This window comes from Psychrobacter sp. H26 (genome assembly GCF_059073035.1).
Map to the genome: position 1 here is coordinate 2,901,386 of NZ_JCACRW010000001.1, position 21,743 is coordinate 2,923,128.

At 45.3% G+C, this 21,743-nt stretch carries 16 protein-coding genes, 1 tRNA gene and 1 pseudogene; 10 read left to right on the forward strand and 8 right to left on the reverse strand.

What is annotated here, in order from left to right; genetic code table 11:
* Positions 1-67 precede the first annotated feature (67 nt).
* Complete coding sequence (locus AC5JPT_RS12025; RefSeq protein ID WP_493858247.1) at positions 68-1,786, reverse strand: proline--tRNA ligase; 1,719 nt, start codon at positions 1,784-1,786, stop codon at positions 68-70.
* A 579-nt stretch (positions 1,787-2,365) separates the two neighbouring features.
* On the opposite strand from AC5JPT_RS12025, the gene AC5JPT_RS12030 reads away from it, so the two are divergent.
* Positions 2,366-3,097 carry a DUF4230 domain-containing protein gene (locus tag AC5JPT_RS12030; protein ID WP_493858248.1) on the forward strand — a complete coding sequence of 244 codons (732 nt, stop codon included), beginning with the start codon at positions 2,366-2,368 and terminating at the stop codon, positions 3,095-3,097.
* A gap of 8 nt (positions 3,098-3,105) precedes the next feature.
* Here AC5JPT_RS12030 and AC5JPT_RS12035 read toward each other — a convergent pair whose 3' ends face one another.
* The gene (locus AC5JPT_RS12035) at positions 3,106-4,725 is read right to left on the reverse strand and encodes a cryptochrome/photolyase family protein (RefSeq protein ID WP_493858249.1); all 1,620 of its coding nucleotides are present in this window, start codon (positions 4,723-4,725) and stop codon (positions 3,106-3,108) included.
* A 245-nt stretch (positions 4,726-4,970) separates the two neighbouring features.
* Between AC5JPT_RS12035 and AC5JPT_RS12040 the strand changes: the two are divergent.
* The 7 genes and pseudogenes from AC5JPT_RS12040 to AC5JPT_RS12070 all read left to right on the forward strand — a co-directional run.
* Positions 4,971-5,660, forward strand: a pseudogene (locus tag AC5JPT_RS12040) (phosphoribosylanthranilate isomerase); the annotation flags it as partial.
* 129 nt (positions 5,661-5,789) lie between these two features.
* The gene (gene trpB / locus AC5JPT_RS12045; protein WP_493858250.1) at positions 5,790-7,064 is read left to right on the forward strand and encodes a tryptophan synthase subunit beta; all 1,275 of its coding nucleotides are present in this window, start codon (positions 5,790-5,792) and stop codon (positions 7,062-7,064) included.
* A 141-nt stretch (positions 7,065-7,205) separates the two neighbouring features.
* A complete protein-coding gene (trpA, locus tag AC5JPT_RS12050; protein ID WP_493858251.1) occupies positions 7,206-8,030 on the forward strand; it encodes a tryptophan synthase subunit alpha in 825 nt (274 codons plus the stop codon).
* Between the two features lie 396 nt (positions 8,031-8,426).
* On the forward strand, positions 8,427-9,371 hold the full coding sequence (accD, locus tag AC5JPT_RS12055; protein WP_319051791.1) for an acetyl-CoA carboxylase, carboxyltransferase subunit beta: 945 nt from the start codon (positions 8,427-8,429) through the stop codon (positions 9,369-9,371).
* Between the two features lie 181 nt (positions 9,372-9,552).
* Complete coding sequence (locus tag AC5JPT_RS12060; RefSeq protein ID WP_493858252.1) at positions 9,553-10,911, forward strand: bifunctional folylpolyglutamate synthase/dihydrofolate synthase; 1,359 nt, start codon at positions 9,553-9,555, stop codon at positions 10,909-10,911.
* A gap of 247 nt (positions 10,912-11,158) precedes the next feature.
* On the forward strand, positions 11,159-12,340 hold the full coding sequence (locus tag AC5JPT_RS12065; RefSeq protein WP_493858477.1) for a LysM peptidoglycan-binding domain-containing protein: 1,182 nt from the start codon (positions 11,159-11,161) through the stop codon (positions 12,338-12,340).
* A 304-nt stretch (positions 12,341-12,644) separates the two neighbouring features.
* Entirely contained in the window at positions 12,645-13,178 is a 534-nt protein-coding gene (locus tag AC5JPT_RS12070; RefSeq protein ID WP_493843653.1) for a DUF2726 domain-containing protein, read from the forward strand.
* A gap of 149 nt (positions 13,179-13,327) precedes the next feature.
* Here the strand turns inward: AC5JPT_RS12070 and AC5JPT_RS12075 are convergent, their stop codons facing one another.
* The 6 genes from AC5JPT_RS12075 to gatC all read right to left on the reverse strand — a co-directional run bounded on the left by AC5JPT_RS12075 (position 13,328) and on the right by gatC (position 18,987).
* Complete coding sequence (locus tag AC5JPT_RS12075; RefSeq protein WP_493858253.1) at positions 13,328-14,293, reverse strand: DUF1853 family protein; 966 nt, start codon at positions 14,291-14,293, stop codon at positions 13,328-13,330.
* 239 nt (positions 14,294-14,532) lie between these two features.
* Positions 14,533-15,144 (reverse strand): DUF4760 domain-containing protein, encoded by a 612-nt coding sequence (locus AC5JPT_RS12080; RefSeq protein WP_493858254.1) that lies wholly within the window; start codon positions 15,142-15,144, stop codon positions 14,533-14,535.
* Between the two features lie 220 nt (positions 15,145-15,364).
* A tRNA-Pro gene (locus AC5JPT_RS12085) sits at positions 15,365-15,441 on the reverse strand.
* Positions 15,442-15,555: 114 nt separating this feature from the next.
* A complete protein-coding gene (gatB, locus tag AC5JPT_RS12090; protein ID WP_493858255.1) occupies positions 15,556-17,082 on the reverse strand; it encodes an Asp-tRNA(Asn)/Glu-tRNA(Gln) amidotransferase subunit GatB in 1,527 nt (508 codons plus the stop codon).
* Entirely contained in the window at positions 17,082-18,578 is a 1,497-nt protein-coding gene (gatA, locus tag AC5JPT_RS12095) for an Asp-tRNA(Asn)/Glu-tRNA(Gln) amidotransferase subunit GatA (RefSeq protein ID WP_493858256.1), read from the reverse strand. The genes gatB and gatA overlap by 1 nt, the downstream gene beginning before the upstream one ends.
* A 94-nt stretch (positions 18,579-18,672) precedes the next feature.
* On the reverse strand, positions 18,673-18,987 hold the full coding sequence (gene gatC, locus AC5JPT_RS12100) for an Asp-tRNA(Asn)/Glu-tRNA(Gln) amidotransferase subunit GatC (RefSeq protein WP_493858257.1): 315 nt from the start codon (positions 18,985-18,987) through the stop codon (positions 18,673-18,675).
* Positions 18,988-19,602: 615 nt separating this feature from the next.
* Between gatC and AC5JPT_RS12105 the strand changes: the two genes are divergently transcribed.
* A complete protein-coding gene (locus AC5JPT_RS12105; RefSeq protein WP_319052277.1) occupies positions 19,603-20,640 on the forward strand; it encodes a rod shape-determining protein in 1,038 nt (345 codons plus the stop codon).
* Positions 20,641-20,857: 217 nt separating this feature from the next.
* Positions 20,858-21,715, forward strand: coding sequence for a rod shape-determining protein MreC (mreC, locus tag AC5JPT_RS12110; protein ID WP_493858258.1), 858 nt, complete (start codon positions 20,858-20,860; stop codon positions 21,713-21,715).
* Positions 21,716-21,743: the final 28 nt, after the last annotated feature.

Below are 21,743 nucleotides of genomic sequence, written 5' to 3' on the forward strand. Positions count from 1 at the left end.
GCTAAGCCAACAAAAAAGCGCCTATCTCATAAGATAGGCGCTTTTTTTATCGTTCTTATTGATACTGCTATTTGCTGGTTACTTTTGCCATGACTTCTTCGCGGTTTAGCATCTGCTTCTCAGCTTCGCGGCGGTTGACGTACTCGTACTTGTCTTCAGCAAGGTTACGATCAGAGACGACAATACGATGCGGAATACCAATCAACTCAAGATCAGCAAACTTGACGCCTGGACGCTCGTTACGATCGTCGAGCAGCACATTGATACCTTGAGACTTCAGCTCTTCGTACAATGCTGTTGCTGTTTGCATAACGGTTTCTTCTTTTGACTTCATCGGTATGATGGCGACTTCAAAAGGTGCGATTGAGTCATCAACCGTTGGCGTTTTTGGCCACATGATGCCATTGTCATCGTTGTTCTGCTCGATTGCAGCAGCAATGATACGACTGACACCAATACCGTAGCAACCCATCATAAGAGTTACAGGTTTGCCATCTTCGCCAGAGACCGTGCAATTCATCGCTTGTGAGTACTTATCACCCAATTGGAAGATATGACCCACTTCGATACCGCGTTTGATTTTTAGGCTACCTTTACCATCAGGAGAAGGGTCGCCTTCTTGCACATTGCGTACATCAACGACACGCGTGATGCTGGCGTCGCGTTCCCAGTTCATGCCGATAGTGTGCTTATTGATTTCGTTGGCACCGCAGACAAAATCTGACAATGCTGCTGCTGAGCGATCAACGAATACTGGCATATCTAAATTGACGCCGATATAGCCTTTATGCAGACCCGCTGCCTTTAGCTCTTCGTCAGAGGCGAGCGTTAGTGGAACGTTGGCTTCTTCAATCTTTTCAGCCTTGATCGTATTGAGCTGATGATCGCCACGTAGCACAACAGCGATTAGCTGTGGCTCATCGTTTTCGGTATGACCGTGTACGATTAATGTTTTGACCGTGTTTTCTAATGGGATGTCTAAGTGCTCAGCGACCATTTTACAAGTGGTCATCTTTTCTGTTAGTACGTCTTCACGATCCATGCTAGGTGTCTGACGCTCAGCGGTGCTGACAGATTCAGCCAGCTCGACGTTGGCTGCATAATCAGAAGAGTCTGAGAAAGCAATATCATCTTCGCCGCTATCTGCCAATACATGAAACTCATGTGAGGCAAACCCGCCAATAGAGCCTGTGTCTGCTTGTACCGCACGGAAATCTAAACCCAGACGGGTGAAGATACGGGTATAAGCGTCATACATGTCATCATAAGTTTTGGCCAATGAGGTTTGATCCACATGAAATGAATAGGCATCTTTCATGGTGAACTCGCGTGCACGCATCACACCGAAGCGCGGACGAATCTCATCACGGAATTTGTTTTGAATCTGAAAGAAACTTATCGGCAGTTGCTTGTAACTACGCAGCTCACCTTGGGCAAGGTTGGTGATGACTTCTTCGTGCGTTGGACCCAGCACAAAGTCGCGATCATGACGGTCTTTGAAACGCAGTAGCTCAGGACCATAATCATCAAAACGTCCAGTCGTCTGCCAAAGCTCAGCTGGCTGAGTCATGGGCATCAGTACTTCTTGCGCCCCAATGTTTTGCATCTCTTCACGAACAATACGTTCGACTTTTTGCAAGATGCGCAAACCCATAGGCAACCAAATATATAACCCAGAAGCGATCTTACGGATAAGACCAGCACGCACCATCAATTGGCTTGAGGCGATGTCAGCATCACTTGGGGTTTCTTTTAGTGTAGCAAATAAAAATTGACTGGCTTTCATAAATAAAGCGTAACCTTATCAACGATAAAAAAATAAGAAATAGTAGGATGTTGAGCGTATGGCTAATCGTTTCACTGCCGTCGCAAGCTTACCTTTATTACTTAGCAATAATCTAGGGTATTTCCTAGTTACTGATATGCCCATATAAAAGCACATTAGTAAAAACCGCTCTCACAATAGAGTGGCAAATTTAGACTGATATATCACGATGCCGAAATGCAAAGTAGTTATGATAAATACTCAGGTCAAAACCCGAGAAGCACACTTATGCTGACATTTTATACATACAGTCTGACTATGTTAGGTAAAGTTAGCCTAAGACGCAATGACTTTTTGACTTTTCAGACCGAACGTTACGCAAAGGTTTGAATAACAGCCGAATAATTAAGTTATCCCTATGGTTTTATGGCAAACCGTAAGATGTTTTATGGACAGCTCAGCTAGATATTATGTAGAGGATTGGTAGTCATTACTTGAATTTACTGCACAATAGTCGCATTTATACCGTGAGTACTTGCTCCGGCTGTACAGCGCCATTGGCCTTATAAAAACAATGCAGCATCAATAAAGGGAATCTCTATGAACAGTCCTGATAACAATCATACCAATGGCACTCAAAAATCAGCTAAGAGACCTATTGCTATGATGTCTTGGGTGATACTACTCATTGGCTTAGCCGCAATCGTTTTTGCTATTTATAGTGCGCAAAACGTGACAGAAGAAGAGCCAATAGAGACCATCACACGAGAGGGTGTGGTCACGCAAATTCAGCAGCTTAACCGCTTACATACCGTTGCATTTAGTGTGGATACCGTGATTACCAGTGAGCGACCGGGCAGTTGGATGAAGCTATGGCAAGATGAACAAAAAGCATTGTTTATCGCTCATGGGCGCGTAGAGGCAGGGGTTGATCTGAGTGCGCTAACACCTGAAATGGTACAGGTCATTCAGCCCGTTCAAGCTGATGACGCGCAAGCCGCGAACAAGGCACCTGACTCAGCCATGCCACAAATCAACATTACCTTACCACCTACAGAGATATTTTCAGTATATTTGGATGATATCGAGATTTATGATTGGCAGACTGGTGCGTTTGGCATGATGCAAGTCGATCCTAAGATATTAGATGAAGCGCAGCGTATGGCAAAAGCAGAAGTGCTAGAGCGTGCTTGTAGAGGCGACGTGATGAATATGGCGCTGCAAAATGCCCAAACGCAATTGCAGCAACTATTTGCGTTAACAGGTGCCGTCGTCACTGTTAACAATCAAGGTGCAGGCGCATGCCAATTGCCAGTCACTACTAAAAGCTAAGTTAGTGGTTACTCTTTCTTGAATTCCGCGATAGCCAGTTTTCGGACTGATTTGTGTTCGACCATTGGTGCAGGGTAATCAACATCGGCAAACTCCCCATCCTTTGACAGTGCTTTACGCATTTTGTCTTCACTATGCAGGGTGCTCGCGGGGATATCTTTTAGTTCCGGTAGCCATGTTTTGATGAACAATGCTTTTTTGTCATGCGTACTGCCTTGGCTAAAAGGATTCATAATACGGAAGTAGGGCGCTGAGTCAGTACCTGTTGATGCGCTCCACTGCCAGCCGCCATTATTGGACGCAAAGTCACCATCGATGAGCTGCTGCATAAAGTAGCGCTCACCTAAGCGCCAATCAATCAATAAGTCCTTGGTCAAAAACATCGCTGTGACCATACGCAATCGGTTGTGCATAAATCCAGTCGCATTTAAGCAGCGCATTGCCGCATCAACGAGTGGCACACCGGTCATGCCGGTATACCATGATTTAAAATCATCTTCATCGTATGACCAACTGACTTTGGTATCGGTGTCTTCTTTGTACGCTTTGTGACGAATCAGGTTGGGCTTGTCAACCAGCACATGACGATAGAAGTCGCGCCATGCAAGCTCACTTATCCAGCGGTTGATGTCTTCATTATCGCTATCATTGCCGTGCAGTTCTTCTTGAGCTATGCTTGCTTGTAGATAGCAGAATCTAGGGCTGATAGAGCCTATAGTGAGATAAGCCGATAGCTGACTGGTAGCATGCAGATGTGGTACATCACGGCTGACATCATAATCATTGATATCATCAGCGATAAATGCCTCTACACGCTGGCAAGCAGCAGATTCGCCTGCAGGATAGGCGTCTCTTGCGGCAGTCAACTGGGTTTCTATATCGATATGCGCTAATGAGTCTTCTTTCTCTAGCGTCTTTTGATAATCATTGAGCATTTTTTTACTGAGTGTTTCGATATCATCGATTGTGGTCGCCGTATGTTTTGACGATTTTAGATTGAGCTTATCATCGCAGTCGACCGCTGATGCGTCATGCATTTGGATGGTGCTCACGTCCAAGGTATGTCGCCATTTCTTATAAAACGGCGTAAAGACTTTATACATACTGTCGCCGTCGTTGGTCGTAATGCTCAGCGGTGGCAAGATACATTGATCATGCCAGCGGACGAACTCGATATCATCTTTTGTAAGCTGGTTGCTTACCTGCTCATCACGATCGATCTCATTACCCTCATACTCATGATTGGCCATAACGCAGCTGATATCGTTGTCACTGCATAAGCTTGTCAGAGCCTCTATACAGTCAGAGAAACTAGGACAGAGCTGTACGATCAAGGTAATATTGAGTTTTGATTGCAAGTCCTTTGCTAGATTAGGCAAGGTGCGGATAATGTGATCGACTTGGACAAGAGAAGTGTCATGCTCTTGCCACTGCTCAGGTGTCAAAAAAAACACAGCAGATACTGATGCATTGTCCTCATTAGCGCGTTCGCACAGCGCTGCCAATGCGGTATTATCATGAAGGCGTAGGTCCCGACGAAACCACATTAAGTAATGCAACGGACTATCGCTACTGCTACTGTCGCTATTCTTATTATTGCTACCACTGTTGTTAGTAGTCTTAGACATCAAAGTATCCCTATATTAATCAATCGCAATCATAAACAAAACTGGTGATAAAAGTATGCTAGGATAAGTTTTTGGATGCAATGGCTTTGCCGTTTGAGTAACAAATCATCATCATATCTAACGATTTACCTTTAGCTCAAACCTGTCTGATGCCGTTATAATCGGTGTCATGCTTAGAAATACGAAATCTCAAAAGATAAGCAGTTCTAAAGAAGTCATCAGTTTTAAGAAAGAAGAAGTCCCAAAAAATCAAAGGTCACGACATGCACGTTAAGTTTTGCGGGTTTACTCAGCTTAGTGATATTCAGACTGCAGCACAGTTAGGTGCTGATGCGGTCGGTTTGGTGTTTTATCCACCAAGTCCGCGCGCAGTCACACTGACGCAAGCGCAGACACTCGCTGCTGCCGTGCCTGCTTTTGTGAGCGTCGTGGCGCTAGTGGTTAATATGCCTGAAGATGCGCTAGTCAAATTAGCAAACGATGTACCTTTTGATATCATTCAGTTCCATGGTGATGAGACGCCTGAACAATGCGCGCAGCTGGCAAGCATGGTCAATAAGCGCTGGATCAAAGCGCTACGTATCAATGCAGAGCAAGACACGCCCGATAGCGTTCGTGCTCAGATCGCGCAGTTTGCTAGCGCAGGGGCCAGTAGTATCTTGTTAGATGCTTATCATCAAGCGACATACGGCGGTACAGGGCAGCGCTTTGACTGGAGTCTTATTCCACAAGACAGTACGCTGCCAGTTGTATTGGCTGGTGGTCTCGATGCGCAGAATGTTGCAGAAACTTCTAATCTACCTATCTATGGCGTCGATGTCAGTGGCGGTATCGAGAGTGACAAGGGCAAAAAAGACACTGCCAAAATGCGTGCCTTTATGAAAGCAGTCAAGCGTGATCGATGGCAAAACGAAACGGTCACTGACGTCGCTTAAGTTTTTTATGATAGGTGATTTTCTATATATAATAGGCTTATCTGATCGTTATTCCGATCTTTCTGTTCGAATCTTATTTTCCCTTTATATTTATTCTAAAAAATACCACTTATTACAGTAGGAATTATCATGAGTCATGTCGCTAATAAAGATTTATCTGATACAGCACAGTCTTTAAACACCTTTACCAATCCTGAAAATGTACAGGACTTTAACCAGTATCCCGACGTACGTGGACACTTTGGTGTACATGGTGGACGTTTTGTCTCTGAGACGCTAATGGCTGCCCTAGAAGAACTAGAGACGCTCTACACCAAAGTCAAAGCAGATCCAGCGTTTTGGGAAGAGTATCACAACGATTTGGTCAATTATGTCGGTCGTCCAACACCGTTGTATCATGCCAAGCGTCTAAGCGATGAAATTGGCGGAGCGCAAATTTACTTTAAGCGTGAAGACCTTAACCATACAGGCGCGCACAAAGTAAACAATACGATCGGTCAGGCATTGCTTGCCAAAATGTGCGGCAAGAAACGCATTATTGCTGAAACTGGCGCAGGACAGCATGGTGTCGCGACGGCAACGATTGCAGCACGCCTAGGACTAGAATGTATCGTCTATATGGGTGCCGACGATGTCGAGCGTCAAAAGATGAACGTCTATCGTATGCGCTTGCTTGGTGCGACAGTAGTACCAGTTACTTCTGGTTCACGTACGCTCAAAGACGCAATGAACGAAGCCATGCGTGACTGGGTAACTAATGTCGATAGCACGTATTATATTATCGGTACGGTGGCAGGTCCGCACCCTTATCCTCTATTGGTGCGTGATTTCCAAGCGATTATTGGTAAAGAAGCCCGTATCCAGCATTTAGAAAAAACAGGCAAGCTTCCTGATGCATTAGTCGCTTGTGTGGGTGGTGGCTCAAACGCTATTGGTCTGTTCTTTGATTTCCTCAATGACACCGATGTCAAAATGTATGGCGTCGAAGCCACGGGCGATGGTATCGAATCAGGTCGCCATTCTGCGCCATTGGCGGCAGGTCGCATCGGTGTACTGCATGGTAACCGCACCTACCTAATGGCAGATGATGATGGTCAGATTCAGGAGACACATTCCATCTCAGCAGGTCTTGATTATCCTGGCGTTGGCCCTGAGCACAGCTTCCTAAAAGACATGAAGCGTGTTGAGTATGTCGGCTGTACTGACAAAGAAGCGCTAGAAGGCTTCCATGAAGCCACGCGTAAAGAAGGTATCATCCCTGCGCTTGAGACTGCTCATGCCGTCGCTTATGCATTGAAACTGGCTAAAACCATGACCCCTGATCAGACGATTATCGTTAATATGTCAGGTCGCGGTGATAAAGATTTGCATTCAGTCATGAAGGCAGAAGGGATCGAGATGTAGTAGCGACTGCCTCTGTAAGCTAATAATCTTACAAGTTACTAGACACTCCCTCATAAGAAAAATAGCTTAGCATCCTTTGTCTGACAGATACTGTTAGATAAAGGGTCAAATAAGCCAGTTTATAATAACTAAGAGATCACTATGACCCGAATTGAAAGTACCTTTGAAACCTTAAAATCACAAAATAAAAAAGCCCTGATTCCTTATGTGATGGCAGGCGATCCTAATCCTGCAACCACTGTCGGTCTACTGCATGAATTGGTCAAGCACGGCGCCGACATGATCGAAGTTGGCTTACCGTTCTCTGACCCAATGGCAGATGGTCCGACTGTTGCGTTGGCAGGCGAGCGTGCATTAGCCGCCGGTACCAGTACGCGTGATGCGCTCAAGATGGTGGCAGAGTTCCGTCAAACCGATACGCAAACGCCGATTATCCTAATGGGTTATCTCAACCCTGTGGAAATCATCGGCTATGACAACTTTGTGGCACTATGTGAGCAGTCAGGCGTTGACGGTCTATTGATGGTAGATTTGCCACCAGCCGAGGCGGGCAGCTTCACTCAGCATCTAACTGACCATGCGATGAATGAGATTTTCTTGCTATCGCCAACGACATTACCTGAACGCCGTGAGCAAGTATTGACCCATTGCGGCGGTTATATCTATTATGTGTCGCTAAAAGGCGTGACGGGTTCAGCCACCCTAGATACAGATGACGTTGCCACGCAAGTTCAGGCGATCAAAGCGGAAACAGACTTACCAGTATGCGTTGGTTTCGGTATCCGTGATGGTGCCTCTGCAAAAGCAATCGGTACTCATGCAGATGGTGTTATCGTCGGTAGTGCATTGGTACAGAACTTTGCCGATATTGATGCCAATGATGCTGCGGCAGTTGCCAATGCCCAGCAGAGAATCATGGGAAAAATGGATGAGCTACGTAGTGCGCTGGACAGTTTAAGTGCTTAGTAGCTATTGCCTTAGTATTACTGTTATTTAAAGAGATAGTTATTTGAAACGGCAAAGTCAAATCGCCGCTATTGTCTTCTTAAAGACTTTACTCAAATGCTCTACGTAAAGACAATACTAAATGACTTTGCTAAATAATGACTTTGCTAAATTTAGTTTACGAGTGTAAACTAACATGATTATTATATGGCGTCTGATAGCAGTGTATTGTGAGTGATTATCCTCATAATTGCATCGTCTATCAACAAGCATACCGCCAGAGTACCGACATATTAGCCTAACATCTGAGATGTCGCATAACTGCTCATGTTGTGACTGGGTTTGACGCTTTGTTTAGACGACCATTACACTCTCAATGACAAGCCAATGAGCAAACTTGTCAATAAGCCTTTTATGATGGCAAATAATATGACTGATACAATAACAAAATCTGAAAACAATACTGCTAACGCTGAGCCAAATAACACAGGCAAGCAGTCATGGTTCAACCGTCCTATCCCGGGTATCAAGCAGCAACTGACTGCACCACTGACGGCGGTAGAGACTGAGCCATCAACTAAGTGCAGTAACTGTCACTCGATGATCACTAATACAGCGCTAATTTTTAATTGTTATGTGTGCCCGCATTGTGATCATCATCTACCAATGAGTGCTCGTGAGCGCTTGAACTGGTTACTTGATCAAGTAGATGGGGAGACTGGTCAAGAGTTCACGGCAAAAGACCCGTTGAGCTTTGTGGACAGTAAACCATATCCTGCACGTATGAGTGAAGCACAAGAAAAAACAGGTGAGTCTGAGGCGCTGGTTGCTATGTATGGCAAACTGCGTAACCTTGATATCGTCGCTTGTGCCTTTGATTTTCGCTTTATGGGTGGCTCGATGGGATCGGTCGTCGGTGATCGTTTTGTCCAAGCTGCCGAAAAGGCGCTAGAGCAGAAGATACCGTTAGTATGCTTTGCCGCTTCTGGCGGTGCGCGTATGCAAGAAGGTCTATTGTCATTGATGCAAATGGCACGCACGGCAGCAGCGATTGAACGCTTAAAAATCGCTGGTATTCCATATATTGTAGTATTGACCAATCCTGTCTACGGCGGTGTCACGGCGTCGCTTGCGATGCTAGGTGATATCCATTTAGCAGAACCAAAAGCCATGATCGGCTTTGCTGGTAAGCGTGTGATCGAGCAGACCGTTCGTGAGACATTAGAAGAGCCATTTCAGCGCGCTGAGTTCTTGCTAGAGCACGGTGTGGTAGATGAAGTGGTGCATCGTCATCAACTGATTGATACGATCTATCGTTTGCTCGCAAAACTATGCCGCGTACCGAACGTAGATGCTCAGTAGCATGAATGGCTTGGTAGTCTGAGCCATTTATTGAGTGCATAACCGCATGGCTGCGTGCTACTATCTACAGCATATGCAAGACCCCTAATAGCATTTATCGTCATTGCACGGTAAATGCTATTTTTGGTTTTAGCCAACACATATAGTTTATCTCTTATCAAATTTTATATAGGTTTTATTCATGTCTGATTTTTCAGCGTCTAATCTTAGTAGCCCTAATGACAAAGTTGGCTTAGCTAGCTTGACCGAATGGCTAAACTATATGCAGCAAATACATGTGTCTGCGATAGATATGGGACTGTCACGCGTACTGCCTGTCGCTGAAGCGCTAGGCGTAGTACAGTCAGCCAAAGATGATGCTTATGTATTCACTGTAGCAGGCACCAATGGTAAAGGCTCTACGACCGCTGTCATCGCTGAAATGTGTAAAGCCGCAGGTTATAAGACAGCGCTATACCAGTCACCGCATCTTAGTGTCTTTAACGAGCGCGTGCGTATCAATGGCGAAATGGTCAGCGACGAGACACTGATTCACGCATTTAGCAAGGTAGAGTCAGCTCGATTAGCGTGTGACTTGACCTTGTCGTTCTTTGAAATGACGACGCTTGCAGCACTACTGATATTCGCTGAGGCTGACTGTGATGTTTGGGTGTTAGAGGTGGGGCTCGGCGGCAGGCTTGATGTCGTCAATATCATCGATCCTGATATGGCGGTGATTACCAATATTGGTATCGATCATGTCGACTGGCTAGGTGACAATGTCGAGGATATCGGACGCGAAAAAGCAGGTATCTTACGACAAGGCATTCCTCTTATTTATGGGGCTACTGCAATGCCGTCTAGCGTGCAACATGCTATTGACGAGAAACAGGCAACTTGCTATCAGATTGGACAAGATTTCAACTACCGCGATATTGACTCAACGACTTGGCAATACAGCAATGCGGCTGTCACCCTGCAATTACCTCGTCCCGCACTATCCTTGACCAATACAGCTAACGCTCTATCGGCAGTGCTCGCAAGCCCGCTAGAGGTTGATATCAGCGCTATTGAGCACGCGCTACATACGGTCAAACTGGCTGGGCGCTTCGACTATCGTGAGAGTCATGGTCGACATTGGTTGTTTGATGTGGCGCACAATGAGCAAGGCGTTGAGTTTTTGATCGCGCAGTTGCTACCATTTTGGCAGCAACATGTGGCAAAACACAGCAGCCAAACTGATAAAGGTATGCCAAAGATAAACATGCTGTTCTCTATGTTGGGTGATAAAGACATCGATATGGTGGTGCAGCGTCTGACTCAAGCAGGTCTACCGATTAGTGATTGGTATCTGGCTGAGATTGACTATCCACGTGCTGCGAGCACTGAGCAGCTAGAGGGTGTGTTGGCTAAGTATATTGATAGCGACAACATTCATGAGTGCGATGGTTTGCACGCCGCGACTCATGCAGTGGTAGAGGCCAGCCAACCGCAAGACCTCATTGTGGTATGTGGCTCGTTTCATACCATTGGCGAGGCATTGAGTGCACTTACCATATGATAATTTAATTTAAAATAACGCCAGTTTAATGTTAATCTTAGTCGTAGCCGGATAGCAGACAGCACAAAAATTATGCTTTATAATCAAAATGATTTGTAAGACTGGTAGGCGATAGTCGGCACAAATCTTGAACACTGATGGCATTAACTGGCGGCAAGCGATATGTCTTGTATCAATGGTACTATTGATACAAGACAGTCAAAGCACCGCCCAATCAACCTTATCACCAACTAAGAGACGTAAACGGATGAACTTTTCGAGACAAGCCTTATTGGGCATTGGGATGATTCTAGGCGGTAGCGTGATGCTATATGCCATGGTGCAGCAGATCGGTGAGAGCAATCAGCCAGAGCCTGCAACCGCGCTGATAGAAAAGCCAAGTGTTGAAGAGGAGGTGCCGCAGCCGCTAACGACTGATATAGAGACAGAAAAACGCATCCTTGCGCAAAAGCAAAAAGAACGGGCTGCGCGTGTCGCAGAGCAAGAAAAGCGTGCAAAAGAGTTTTTGACTGAGCAAGAAGTTGCTGAAGCAGAAGCACTGGCCAAAGCCCGTGCCGAGAGTCAGCAGTATGTGCAGAACATTGCTGCGACAAGTGAGCAGACCGATGAATCAGCAGATGCAACCAACACGCAAAGTAATGCGACAAGCAAAGAAGTACAGGACGCTGATAAACTGATCAAAGCCGCGGACGATGCAGTAAAAGAAGCACAGGCGAAAAAGCAGCAAGAGGCTCAAGAGCAAGCCGCAGCCAAAAAACTGGCAGAGAGTAAAAAAGAAGCAGAAGCCAAGAGACAGGCTGAAGCTAAAAAGCAAGCTGAGGCGCAAGCAGCCGCTGAAAAAAAGCGGGAAGCAGCCGAAGCGGCTAAAAACGAACCACCAAAATCATCCTCTGATTATCAAGTAAAAAAAGGTGATGGACTGATTAAACTGGCAAGGCAGTACAATATGCCTGTCGAAGTATTGGCTCAGGCAAATAATATCTCACCATCGACCTCACTACAGTTGGGTCAAGAAATCACTATACCATCTCGTAGCCAAGTACAACGTCTAGAGCGTGAAGCGGTAGCAGCTGAGCAAGCGCGTGAGAAGAAGCGCGAACAAGAGGAAGCGCTTGCGAAGAAATCTACCGATGCCAAACGTGACGCCCAGCAAAAACTTAGCGAAGCGCGTAAAGAAGTAAAAGAGACCGATGCAAAAGGTAGCTTTGGAGTACAAGTGGCATTAGCAGACAACCAAGCCAAAGCAGATCAATTAGCAAAAAAATTCCAATCCGCAGGCTATCAAGTAAAGACCAGTCCTACCAGTCGCGGTGTACGTGTTGTCGTCGGTCCTGAGCGCGGCAAAGTTGCTGCATTGGCACTAAAAGACAAGATCAATAGCGATCCGAATGTCAACACGACGAGTGCTTGGGTACTATACTGGCGTTAAGCCATAGACTAAAAGGCGTAGCGATGCAGTTGTGTTTGGATAAATGAAACACGCGTTATGATGCCGAGCTAATATGTGCTGGTCTAATATCTACTGATTTATCAAAACACGACATCTACTGTCGTGTTTTTTGTTTTATTGTTTGCCGATTGAGGTAAGCTTGGGTACGATGAGCACCATTTTATTATTTGTCTTTGTATAACTTGTCAGCCTATATAGGTTGCCGCGTTGTGATTGGTCAGTCATCGATGCCTTTTGATGCGAATGACTGACAGATCATATTCATATTGTATAAGGTAAAACCATGTCATTTGGCGTTATATTTTTAATTTTGGCCGTTGGGTTTTTAGGGCTGATTACGTTACCGAAACTGTCAGCCAGACGACGCCCAATCGTTGAGCCTGACCCAAAGCCTGTGCGCGGCGACGAGCTGGCCATCTGGCCATTTGCACCGATGCCGATCATGACAGATACCGAGGTCATCTTTTTTAATAAATTAAAAAACGCATTGCCTGAGTATCATATATTTGTGCAGGTTCAGCTGTCACGAATCATCGAGGCCAATAGTGATGAGACATCTGAGCGCAGCTTTTGGTTCAATCGTATCTGTCGTCAGAGTGTTGATTATGTGATTGTAGACATTGATGCTCAGACCACGCTGCTTGCTATCGAGCTCGACGACTGGACTCACAATAGTAAAGCGCGGCAAAAAGCCGATGACAAAAAAGACAAAGCCCTTGCGAGTGCAGGTATCGCTATTGTCCGTTTTCACGCTGAGCGTATGCCGAGTGCCGATATGCTGAGATATGAGCTGATGCAAGTCATCGAGAGTTATTGAGTAGCTCATTAGATAGATTTGACGCTTGAAACAATATTGTTATTTAAGCCATACCGTCCAAACCATGTTCCTTATTACAGTACTGTTTGGGCTATGAGCCTTTAATCTACCTAAGCTAACTAAGTTGGTTTATCAATTTATTCTGGGTTTTATTCTGATTCTGTGTCTGAGTTTAGCCTTCTTGGGTAAATGACGATGGGCCTATCACCCTCAAAGTACAAGCCTGTCCCAGGTAACTCGCTATCTGACCAGCCTAGCTGCTGCTGACGGTCATTATAAAAGCTGCGCTGAGTAAACCACTCAATATAATGCGCAGCTCGCAATGCAGTGGTGTCAATCGTAGCAAGACCTGCCTTGTCCCTCTTGTCACACCATTCATGTATCGGAAAGCTAAGTGTAAGCCACAAAGGCCACTCATAATCGCCAAGGTTAGTGGTATTAATCGGCAAAAAGAATCGTCCTTTTATTACACCATAGCGCTTATCGATTTTGACTTGTCCTTGATCTTCAGTATCTACCCACACCGCTCGAAACTGCTTAGTCTGCATGTGCGTCATCTTACGCTGTAGATTATCGTTGGAGTTGATCCCAACCCAGTTCTCAGGTTCAAACGGCGCTGAGCCCATGAAGAATTTAATCGCCAGTTCCCAATGCTCTACCGAACCTTCTGCATGGTTGTACAAAATCAAATCAAGTTCACCGACCGTCTGCTTACCATTATACAGCTGCACATTATTCGCCAGTGTCTCATACGGATGCAGGTTACGCGCATAGCCATCCTCTAACCAAAATGACAGTAACCCTTCAAAATGAAAACCTAATCGATTGGGGCTGGGGCGCTTGAGTAAATAGCGGGTCAACTCTTGATAGGCAGTGGTAGTATCTAGCTCAGTTAAGCGTTGTTCGTACGCCTCAAACTGCGTCTGCCAAAATTGTGCACTATGCACGGCAACCGCATGTGTGTTCTCATGCGGCGCAAAATCTAACCACTGGGTCAAAACATTGGGGCATGCCAGCACATAAGCCAAATCACGCACATAAGGTCGACGGTATGCTTCCCAAGGGGCGTTATCTATAAGATGGTTAGATGTGGGCTGATTGACAGGCTGTGACATAAGATAAACCAGTGTAAGGGGTAGCATTTACCCTAACGGCTCGCTCTATAAAAGTCTGTAGGATACGAGTATCGGTTAGGGTTGAAGTGATTAGATCAGGATAATAAAAAACTAATTTCATTCAGTTTTGAGGGTATTAAATCTAAAATGTCTATCTTTAACGATCAACTGAGTAATTTGGATAAGGAGTATGTGCAGTAATGATTTAATGGTGGCCAGCATCAGAAAAACGATAACAGCTATAGGTTTTCACTTTCTTTCTTCCATTTTAATGCTAGTCTTTCAAATTCCTCACCAATCTTAGAATTGTTTTCTAAACTTCTCAATTGAGCAAGCCATGGGGAGATAAACTCATAATCTTTTATCAATATCCCTCTATATACACTTTTGTATATTTTCTCATCTAAAGCCTTCTCTCGTATACCTGTAGATATAAACTCATATTGGTTTAACACTGTCATTATAGGTCTATTATCTTCACGTCTAAAAACAGGGTTGTCATTCAACTGTGTCGTCAAATCTGCGTTTTCTGCTCTAAGTTTTGCAAAGTTGTCTCGCATATCTTGATAATTAGAATCGGAATTCTGTGCTAGCATCAGGTCAATAGTGGCTCTTTGACTAGATGTTTTTTCATGGGATCTAAAGGCTAGGTAAGCGAAGAAAGCAGAAAGTCCAATTAGAGTTGTTTGAACCCAAAAAGCTAGATTAGTACCTAAAAAACAATTTAAACAATTGATATTGTCTACTATATAGTTAATGAGTATATGAGATAGAAATAGGAGCGTCAGCACTGATACTATCATAGGAAGATTTTGTTTGAAGCTATTGAACATAGTTTGTTGACTAAACATTAATACGCCTACTATTTTATGCACATAAGTTAGATTAACTTAGTTAGGTCTATGATTATTGCTGAACTATTATCTTTGTACAACCTAATAAAGTAAGAACACTTAATAGGAATTGTTGATAAACTATTCTTTAAGAAATCCATAGTTCAAGATTTAGAACAGCACAAAAAAAAGCCAACCATTGAAAACAATGATTGGCTTTTCTCTTTACTGCTATGTTTGGTCGGAACGGCAGGATTTGAACCTGCGACCACTACACCCCCAGTGTAGTGCGCTACCAGACTGCGCTACGCCCCGAGTGACTGACTATTTTACGCAAAATTATGTATATTGCAAGGGCTATTTATATCAGCCAAAATCTACCACATTATTCTACGCATCACAGCCAGTATTGCTATTGTATAGGTAGCTTTAACCCAATAGCTCTTTTAAAATTTGGTTCACTTGCTGCGGGTTAGCACTACCGCGGCTGGCTTTCATGACCTGACCGACTAGACCGTTAAAGGCTTTTTCTTTACCGCCGCGATATTCTTCTACCATGGCTTCGTTTTTTGCGATGACCTCTTCTACCATGGCTTTGATAGCGCCCGTGTCAGTTTCTTGCTTGAGACCTTTGTCTTTGATGATCTTATCTGCCGCGTCATCATCATTGCCACCTTCGCGCTCATATAGAGCACTAAAAACTTTCTTGGCCAGTTTGCCAGATAGCGTGTCATCTTTGATACGCTTTAGCATGCCAGCCAACTGTTTGGCGCTGATAGGGGAGTCGACGATGTCTTTATCATCCTTGTTCAGTGCACCGAGCAAGTCGCCCATGACCCAGTTACCAGCCATTTTGGCATCTGACTGACCGATTTCAGCCACCACATCTTCGAAGTAATCGGCAAGTTGACGACTACCAGTCAGGATACGTGCGTCATACTCTGATAGACCAAGCGCTTCTTCGAAGCGTGCACGGCGAGCCACTGGTAGCTCAGGCATGGCGGCTTTGATGGCATCAACCGTGTGCTGCTCGATACGGACAGGTAGCAAGTCAGGATCAGGGAAGTAGCGATAGTCGTTGGCGTCTTCTTTGGTACGCATGGTACGCGTTTCATCACGCTCTGGATCATATAGCATCGTTGCTTGAACGACTTTGCCACCGTCTTCGATGATATCGATTTGACGCTCAATCTCACGATTGATGGCACGCTCGATAAAGCGGAACGAGTTCAAGTTCTTGAGCTCAGTACGGGTACCGAGATCAGCGCCTGGTTTGCGCACAGAGACGTTACAATCACAGCGGAACGAGCCTTCAGCCATTACGGCATCTGAGATACCGAGCCACGTGACTAGCTGATGAATGGCTTTGATGTAGGCAAGTGCTTCGTGAGCTGAGCGCATGTCTGGCTCAGAGACGATTTCGATCAGCGGCGTACCAGCGCGGTTAAGATCGACACCAGTCATACCGTCGACAGCATCATGCACTGATTTACCTGCATCTTCTTCTAGATGCGCGCGGGTGATACCCATACGTTTAGGATATTCGTTTTTATCCCCTTCATTGACCACGACATCGATGTAACCTTCACCCACGATAGGGTTGGCCATCTGGGTGATTTGATAGCCTTTCGGCAAGTCAGGGTAAAAGTAGTTCTTACGGTCAAACGTATTAAACAGACCCAGCTCAGCATTGACACCGATACCGAATTTTAGCGCGCGATCGACCACGCCAGCATTTAACACGGGTAATACGCCAGGTAGACCTAAGTCAACGATACTCGCTTGGCTGTTTGGCTCATGACCAAAATCAGTCGGTGCACTTGAGAATATTTTACTTTCTGTGTTTAGCTGGCAGTGAATCTCAATGCCGATGACCACTTCATAACCATCGACAAATAGTTCTTTACGCACGGCGTGTTCACGGACGGCATTGTTATCAGTAGTTGCTGTGTTCATTATACCGTCTCCTTTGCGATGGCTGAGTGTTGTAAGTGATGGTCTGTATGCTGCTGGAATAGATGCGCAGTCGTAAGCAGTTGACTCTCTTGCCAGTGCTTACCGATTAACTGCAGGCCAATAGGTAGACCTTCCTTAGTCAAACCAACTGGTTGGCTAAGTGCAGGCAGACCTGCTAGGTTGACCGCGATGGTATAGACGTCGCCTAAGTACATGGTTGCAGGGTCAAGATCTTCACTCAGCTTATAGGCTGCTGTCGGTGCCGTTGGACTAGCAATCACATCACAACTAGCAAACGCTTCATCGAAGTCTTTGACGATTAGGCGGCGAATCTTCTGTGCTTTTGTATAGTAAGCATCGAAGTAGCCAGCCGATAGCGCATAAGTGCCGGTCAAGATACGGCGCTGTACTTCAGGGCCAAACCCTTCAGAGCGTGAGCGTGTATATAGATCGATCAGATCCGTTGGGTTCTCACAGCGATAGCCAAAACGTACGCCATCAAAGCGTGATAGGTTCGATGATGCTTCAGCAGGCGCTAACATATAGTAAGTGGCAAGCGTGATCTCAGGATCAGTGATGTTTACTTCTACAATCGTTGCGCCCAGCTCTTCGTATTTTTTCAAGGCAGCACGGGCTGCTTGCTCAACTTCACTATCAAGCCCTGCACCAAAGTATTCTTTTGCCACACCGATACGAAGACCTTCAAATGGCTTATCACCAGCAGCAGCCTGAGCATCATTGATATCTTGTACGTAGTTAGGCATTTCATGTTTAATAGAGGTGGCATCACGCGGATCATGACCAATCATTGGCTGTAGCAGGTAAGCGCAGTCTTTTGCGCTACGTCCCATGCTACCGGCTTGGTCTAGACTTGAGGCATAGGCAATCATACCAAAGCGTGACACACGGCCGTAAGTAGGCTTGATACCGGTTAGTCCGCAGAATGAAGCAGGCTGACGAATAGAGCCACCCGTGTCACTACCGGTAGCAACTGGCACAAAACCAGCGGCAACCGCGGCAGCACTACCACCTGATGAGCCACCAGGGACGCGCTCTAGGTTCCAAGGGTTCTGTACCGTACCGTAGTACGAGCTGCTGTTGTCTGAGCCCATCGCAAACTCATCCATGTTGAGCTTGCCCAAGCTAATCATGCCAGCGTTGTCGATGTTAGAGACGATGGTCGCGTTATATGGTGAGACAAAGTTATGCAGCATCTTTGAACCACAAGTCGTCAATACGCCTTGGGTACAAAAGATGTCTTTGTGCGCCATCGGCACGCCAAGTAGCGGACGCTTATCGCCTTGTGCACGCATCTCGTCTGCCGCTTTTGCTTGTGCACGTGCAGTCTCAGAAGTATGCGTGATAAAGCTATTGATCTTGCTGTCTAGCGCGTCGATGCGCTTGATATAGTGCTCGGTTAATTCCGCGCTGCTAAATTGTTTGTCTTGTAAGCCCACAATGAGCTGATCGGTACTTAATAGATGAAGTTCAGACATAAGGTGTCGTCCGTCAAAATGTTAATAGCATAAAATAAGATGAGGTAATGGTAAATACGTGATTAAGCGCGCTAATCACTGTCACGTGACATGACTATTCGATCACCTGTGGTACCAGATACAAGCCATATTCAACGGTAGGCGCTACCGATTGATTGCGCTCGCGTTCGATATCGTGTTTTGCCACATCGACACGTAGCTCTTGGCAAGCTTCGTGGATATTGGCTAATGGCTTGATGTCTGTGGTATCTACGTTAGATAACGTGTTCATAAGTTTTAATACTTTACTGATATCGTCGGCATAGCTATCGGCCGTGCTTTCATCGACACCCAAGCGTGCAAGGTTGGCCACTTCTAGGATTTCTTCACGGCTGACAGTGTTGTCAGACGTTGCTGATTGCTGAGACATAGTTTCTCCAGTTAAGGACAGTTTTTGTTAGAGTAGGGGCAGGGCGAATATATAAGTGCTCAAATGTAATTGGCTATAAAGTTGGCTTATTATAAAGCATCTGACTCAAGTTTACAGAGTATGAGGCTTGATTGATGCACAATATCAACCAAGATGGACTGATGATCTAGGGGTATATAAACGCAGCGACACAAACATTTGCAAAACTACGCGTATAATTGGCGATTGATTCTCAATTGCTCCCCAATTAGGTTCTAAAATACGTTACAGTATGCATCTGCTGTTAAGTAAAACAATCATCTGCCTGTAGAGCCTTGTTAGTTATCAGAATAAATGATGTTTCATTGAATGGAATGATAGTCACTACTATTTCAAACTTTGTAACAACTTTTGGCGTCTAAGACAAAAATCCTTGCTTACTGATGCAAATAGCTATGTTTTTTTCGAGCTAAATCGGTATAATTTAGCTCAGTTTTTCATTTCATCATTATTGCTTAGGTTTGACGGGTTGCGATGACTTAATTTCGCTGCCGTTACTGTCTAACGATGACCTGCTCAACACTGACGAGTAACCCCTCAGTCAATCTCATTCGCCTCATTCGTAAGACGCTGGATATATTAGTCATGAACCTGTTTGGATTTTTATCAAATAATATCGCTATCGACCTCGGTACTGCGAACACCCTAATTTTTATTCCTAATAAAGGCGTCGTGCTTGACGAGCCCACGGTGGTCGCGTTACGAAGCAATCGTACTCAAAACCCGACCGTCGCTGCTGTTGGTATTGATGCCAAGCAGATGTTAGGCCGTACGCCTGCGAACATCACAGCGATTCGCCCGTTGAAGGACGGCGTGATTGCTGATTTTGAAGTGACGCAAAAAATGCTAAAGCACTTCATCGCTAAAGTAAAAGCCAAGCGTTTTATGGCGCAGCCTAACGTGGTGGTTTGTGTACCCTGTAAGTCTACGTTGGTTGAGCGTAAGGCGATTCGCGAAGCGGTATCATCAGCGGGCGCAAGCAAGGTGTTACTACTAGAAGAGCCTATGGCTGCGGCTATCGGTGCTGGCATGCCTGTCCACGAAGCCAGTGGTTCTATGGTCGTTGATATTGGTGGTGGTACGACTGAGATTGCCGTTATCGCGCTGTCTGGTTGTGTCTATGCTGAGTCTATTCGCATCGGTGGCGATATGTTTGACGAAGCAATCATCACACACGTACGTCGTACGCACGGTTGTGTGATCGGTGAGACGACTGCTGAGCGTATCAAAAAAGAAGTCGGCTCTGCATTGAATGAAGACAGCAAGCTAGAGGTAGAAGTGCGTGGTCGTAGTATGGCAGAAGGCGTACCAAAGACCTTTATCGTCAATTCAGAAGAAGTGCAAAAAGCATTAACCGACCCATTGAGCGGTATTATTAGTGCTGTAAAAGTAGCCCTTGAGCAGACACCGCCAGAGTTATCATCAGACATCGCTGAGCGTGGTATTGTATTGACGGGTGGCGGCGCATTGTTACGCGATCTTGATAAGCTTATCTCACAAGAGACAGGCTTGCCAGTGACTGTAGCAGAAGATCCATTAACCTGTGTTAGCCGCGGTGGTGGTATTGCGCTTGATTTCATCAATAACAAAAGCTTGAACATGATTTTTGTTTAAGTAGCGTTTACTCATGAGTGTGAGGTTGTCGTTATAGCGTCTATCATGCTTTATGACAGCTAAATACTCTGTGAGATCGCAGTTTACAATATTAAAGGTAGCCAGTTGCGCTGCCTTTAATTGCATTGAACCATGCTACAACCTAGTATTATCGATAAACACTCACGCTCTAACCCCGTGCTATTGCTCATTTTAGAATTCTTAAATTAGACGACTTATGACCCCAAGTATTTTTGCGCGCCAGGCATTATCACTTCGTAAGACTGCTATCGTATTGATAGTGGCCTCAGTATTGATGTGGTTTGATAGCAAAAATTCGGAATGGTTCAATCCAGTGCGTAATACCAGTCATGCCGCTATGCAGCCTATTTATGAGCTGTCTTTATTGCCCAGTTATGCCAAGCATTGGGCAAGTGGTAGCCTACAATCAAAAGAAGCACTGCGCCGCGAAAACATGCAACTAAAATCGCAGCTTATTCATGCACACGCAAAGCTGCAGCAGCAAGATTACATCTTGGCACAAAATGCGCGCTTGCAAGGTATTTTGTCGACGACCAAACCCGAGCAGTTTGATCTTAACTTGGCGCAAGTCATCGGTACCGATACCAACCTGCTCAGACAGATTGTTGTGCTCAATAAGGGCGAGCAAGATGGCGTGCAAGTCGGACAGACAGTTATCGATGAAGATGGTATTTTGGGGCAGATTATCAATGTCTATCCTAATACTAGCCGCTTACTACTGATTACTGATGAGCAGCAGTCAGTTGCAGTCACTGTCAAGCGTACTGGTCAGCGAGCTATTGTGACAGGTCAGGGTATCCCATCTGCGTTAAGCCTTAACTATGTCTTTAAAACCTCAGATATACGCGTCGGTGATGAGTTGGTATCGTCGGGATTGGGTGGACGTATTCCAGCAGGCTACCGTGTTGGCCGTATCGCTCATATCAAAGACGAACAAGCCGATAATTTTAGAAGTATTGAAATTACGCCCGCCGCCAACTTTATTGATAATGCCTATGTGTTGATACTCCAAGACAAGATGCTCCATAAAAACAAAACTGTCGTTGGTCAGTAAGCACTGGTCGCATAATGTTTGGTGCAAA

Excerpts from the sequence above, each read along its gene's own strand:
- AC5JPT_RS12025 (WP_493858247.1), bottom strand. The coding sequence starts at position 1,786 with ATGAAAGCCAGTCAATTTTTATTTGCTACACTAAAAGAAACCCCAAGT.
- AC5JPT_RS12030 (WP_493858248.1), top strand. The coding sequence starts at position 2,366 with ATGAACAGTCCTGATAACAATCATACCAATGGCACTCAAAAATCAGCT.
- AC5JPT_RS12035 (WP_493858249.1), bottom strand. The coding sequence starts at position 4,725 with ATGTCTAAGACTACTAACAACAGTGGTAGCAATAATAAGAATAGCGAC.
- trpB (WP_493858250.1), top strand. The coding sequence starts at position 5,790 with ATGAGTCATGTCGCTAATAAAGATTTATCTGATACAGCACAGTCTTTA.
- trpA (WP_493858251.1), top strand. The coding sequence starts at position 7,206 with ATGACCCGAATTGAAAGTACCTTTGAAACCTTAAAATCACAAAATAAA.
- accD (WP_319051791.1), top strand. The coding sequence starts at position 8,427 with ATGGCAAATAATATGACTGATACAATAACAAAATCTGAAAACAATACT.
- AC5JPT_RS12060 (WP_493858252.1), top strand. The coding sequence starts at position 9,553 with ATGTCTGATTTTTCAGCGTCTAATCTTAGTAGCCCTAATGACAAAGTT.
- AC5JPT_RS12065 (WP_493858477.1), top strand. The coding sequence starts at position 11,159 with ATGAACTTTTCGAGACAAGCCTTATTGGGCATTGGGATGATTCTAGGC.
- AC5JPT_RS12070 (WP_493843653.1), top strand. The coding sequence starts at position 12,645 with ATGTCATTTGGCGTTATATTTTTAATTTTGGCCGTTGGGTTTTTAGGG.
- AC5JPT_RS12075 (WP_493858253.1), bottom strand. The coding sequence starts at position 14,293 with ATGTCACAGCCTGTCAATCAGCCCACATCTAACCATCTTATAGATAAC.
- AC5JPT_RS12080 (WP_493858254.1), bottom strand. The coding sequence starts at position 15,144 with ATGTTTAGTCAACAAACTATGTTCAATAGCTTCAAACAAAATCTTCCT.
- gatB (WP_493858255.1), bottom strand. The coding sequence starts at position 17,082 with ATGAACACAGCAACTACTGATAACAATGCCGTCCGTGAACACGCCGTG.
- gatA (WP_493858256.1), bottom strand. The coding sequence starts at position 18,578 with ATGTCTGAACTTCATCTATTAAGTACCGATCAGCTCATTGTGGGCTTA.
- gatC (WP_493858257.1), bottom strand. The coding sequence starts at position 18,987 with ATGTCTCAGCAATCAGCAACGTCTGACAACACTGTCAGCCGTGAAGAA.
- mreC (WP_493858258.1), top strand. The coding sequence starts at position 20,858 with ATGACCCCAAGTATTTTTGCGCGCCAGGCATTATCACTTCGTAAGACT.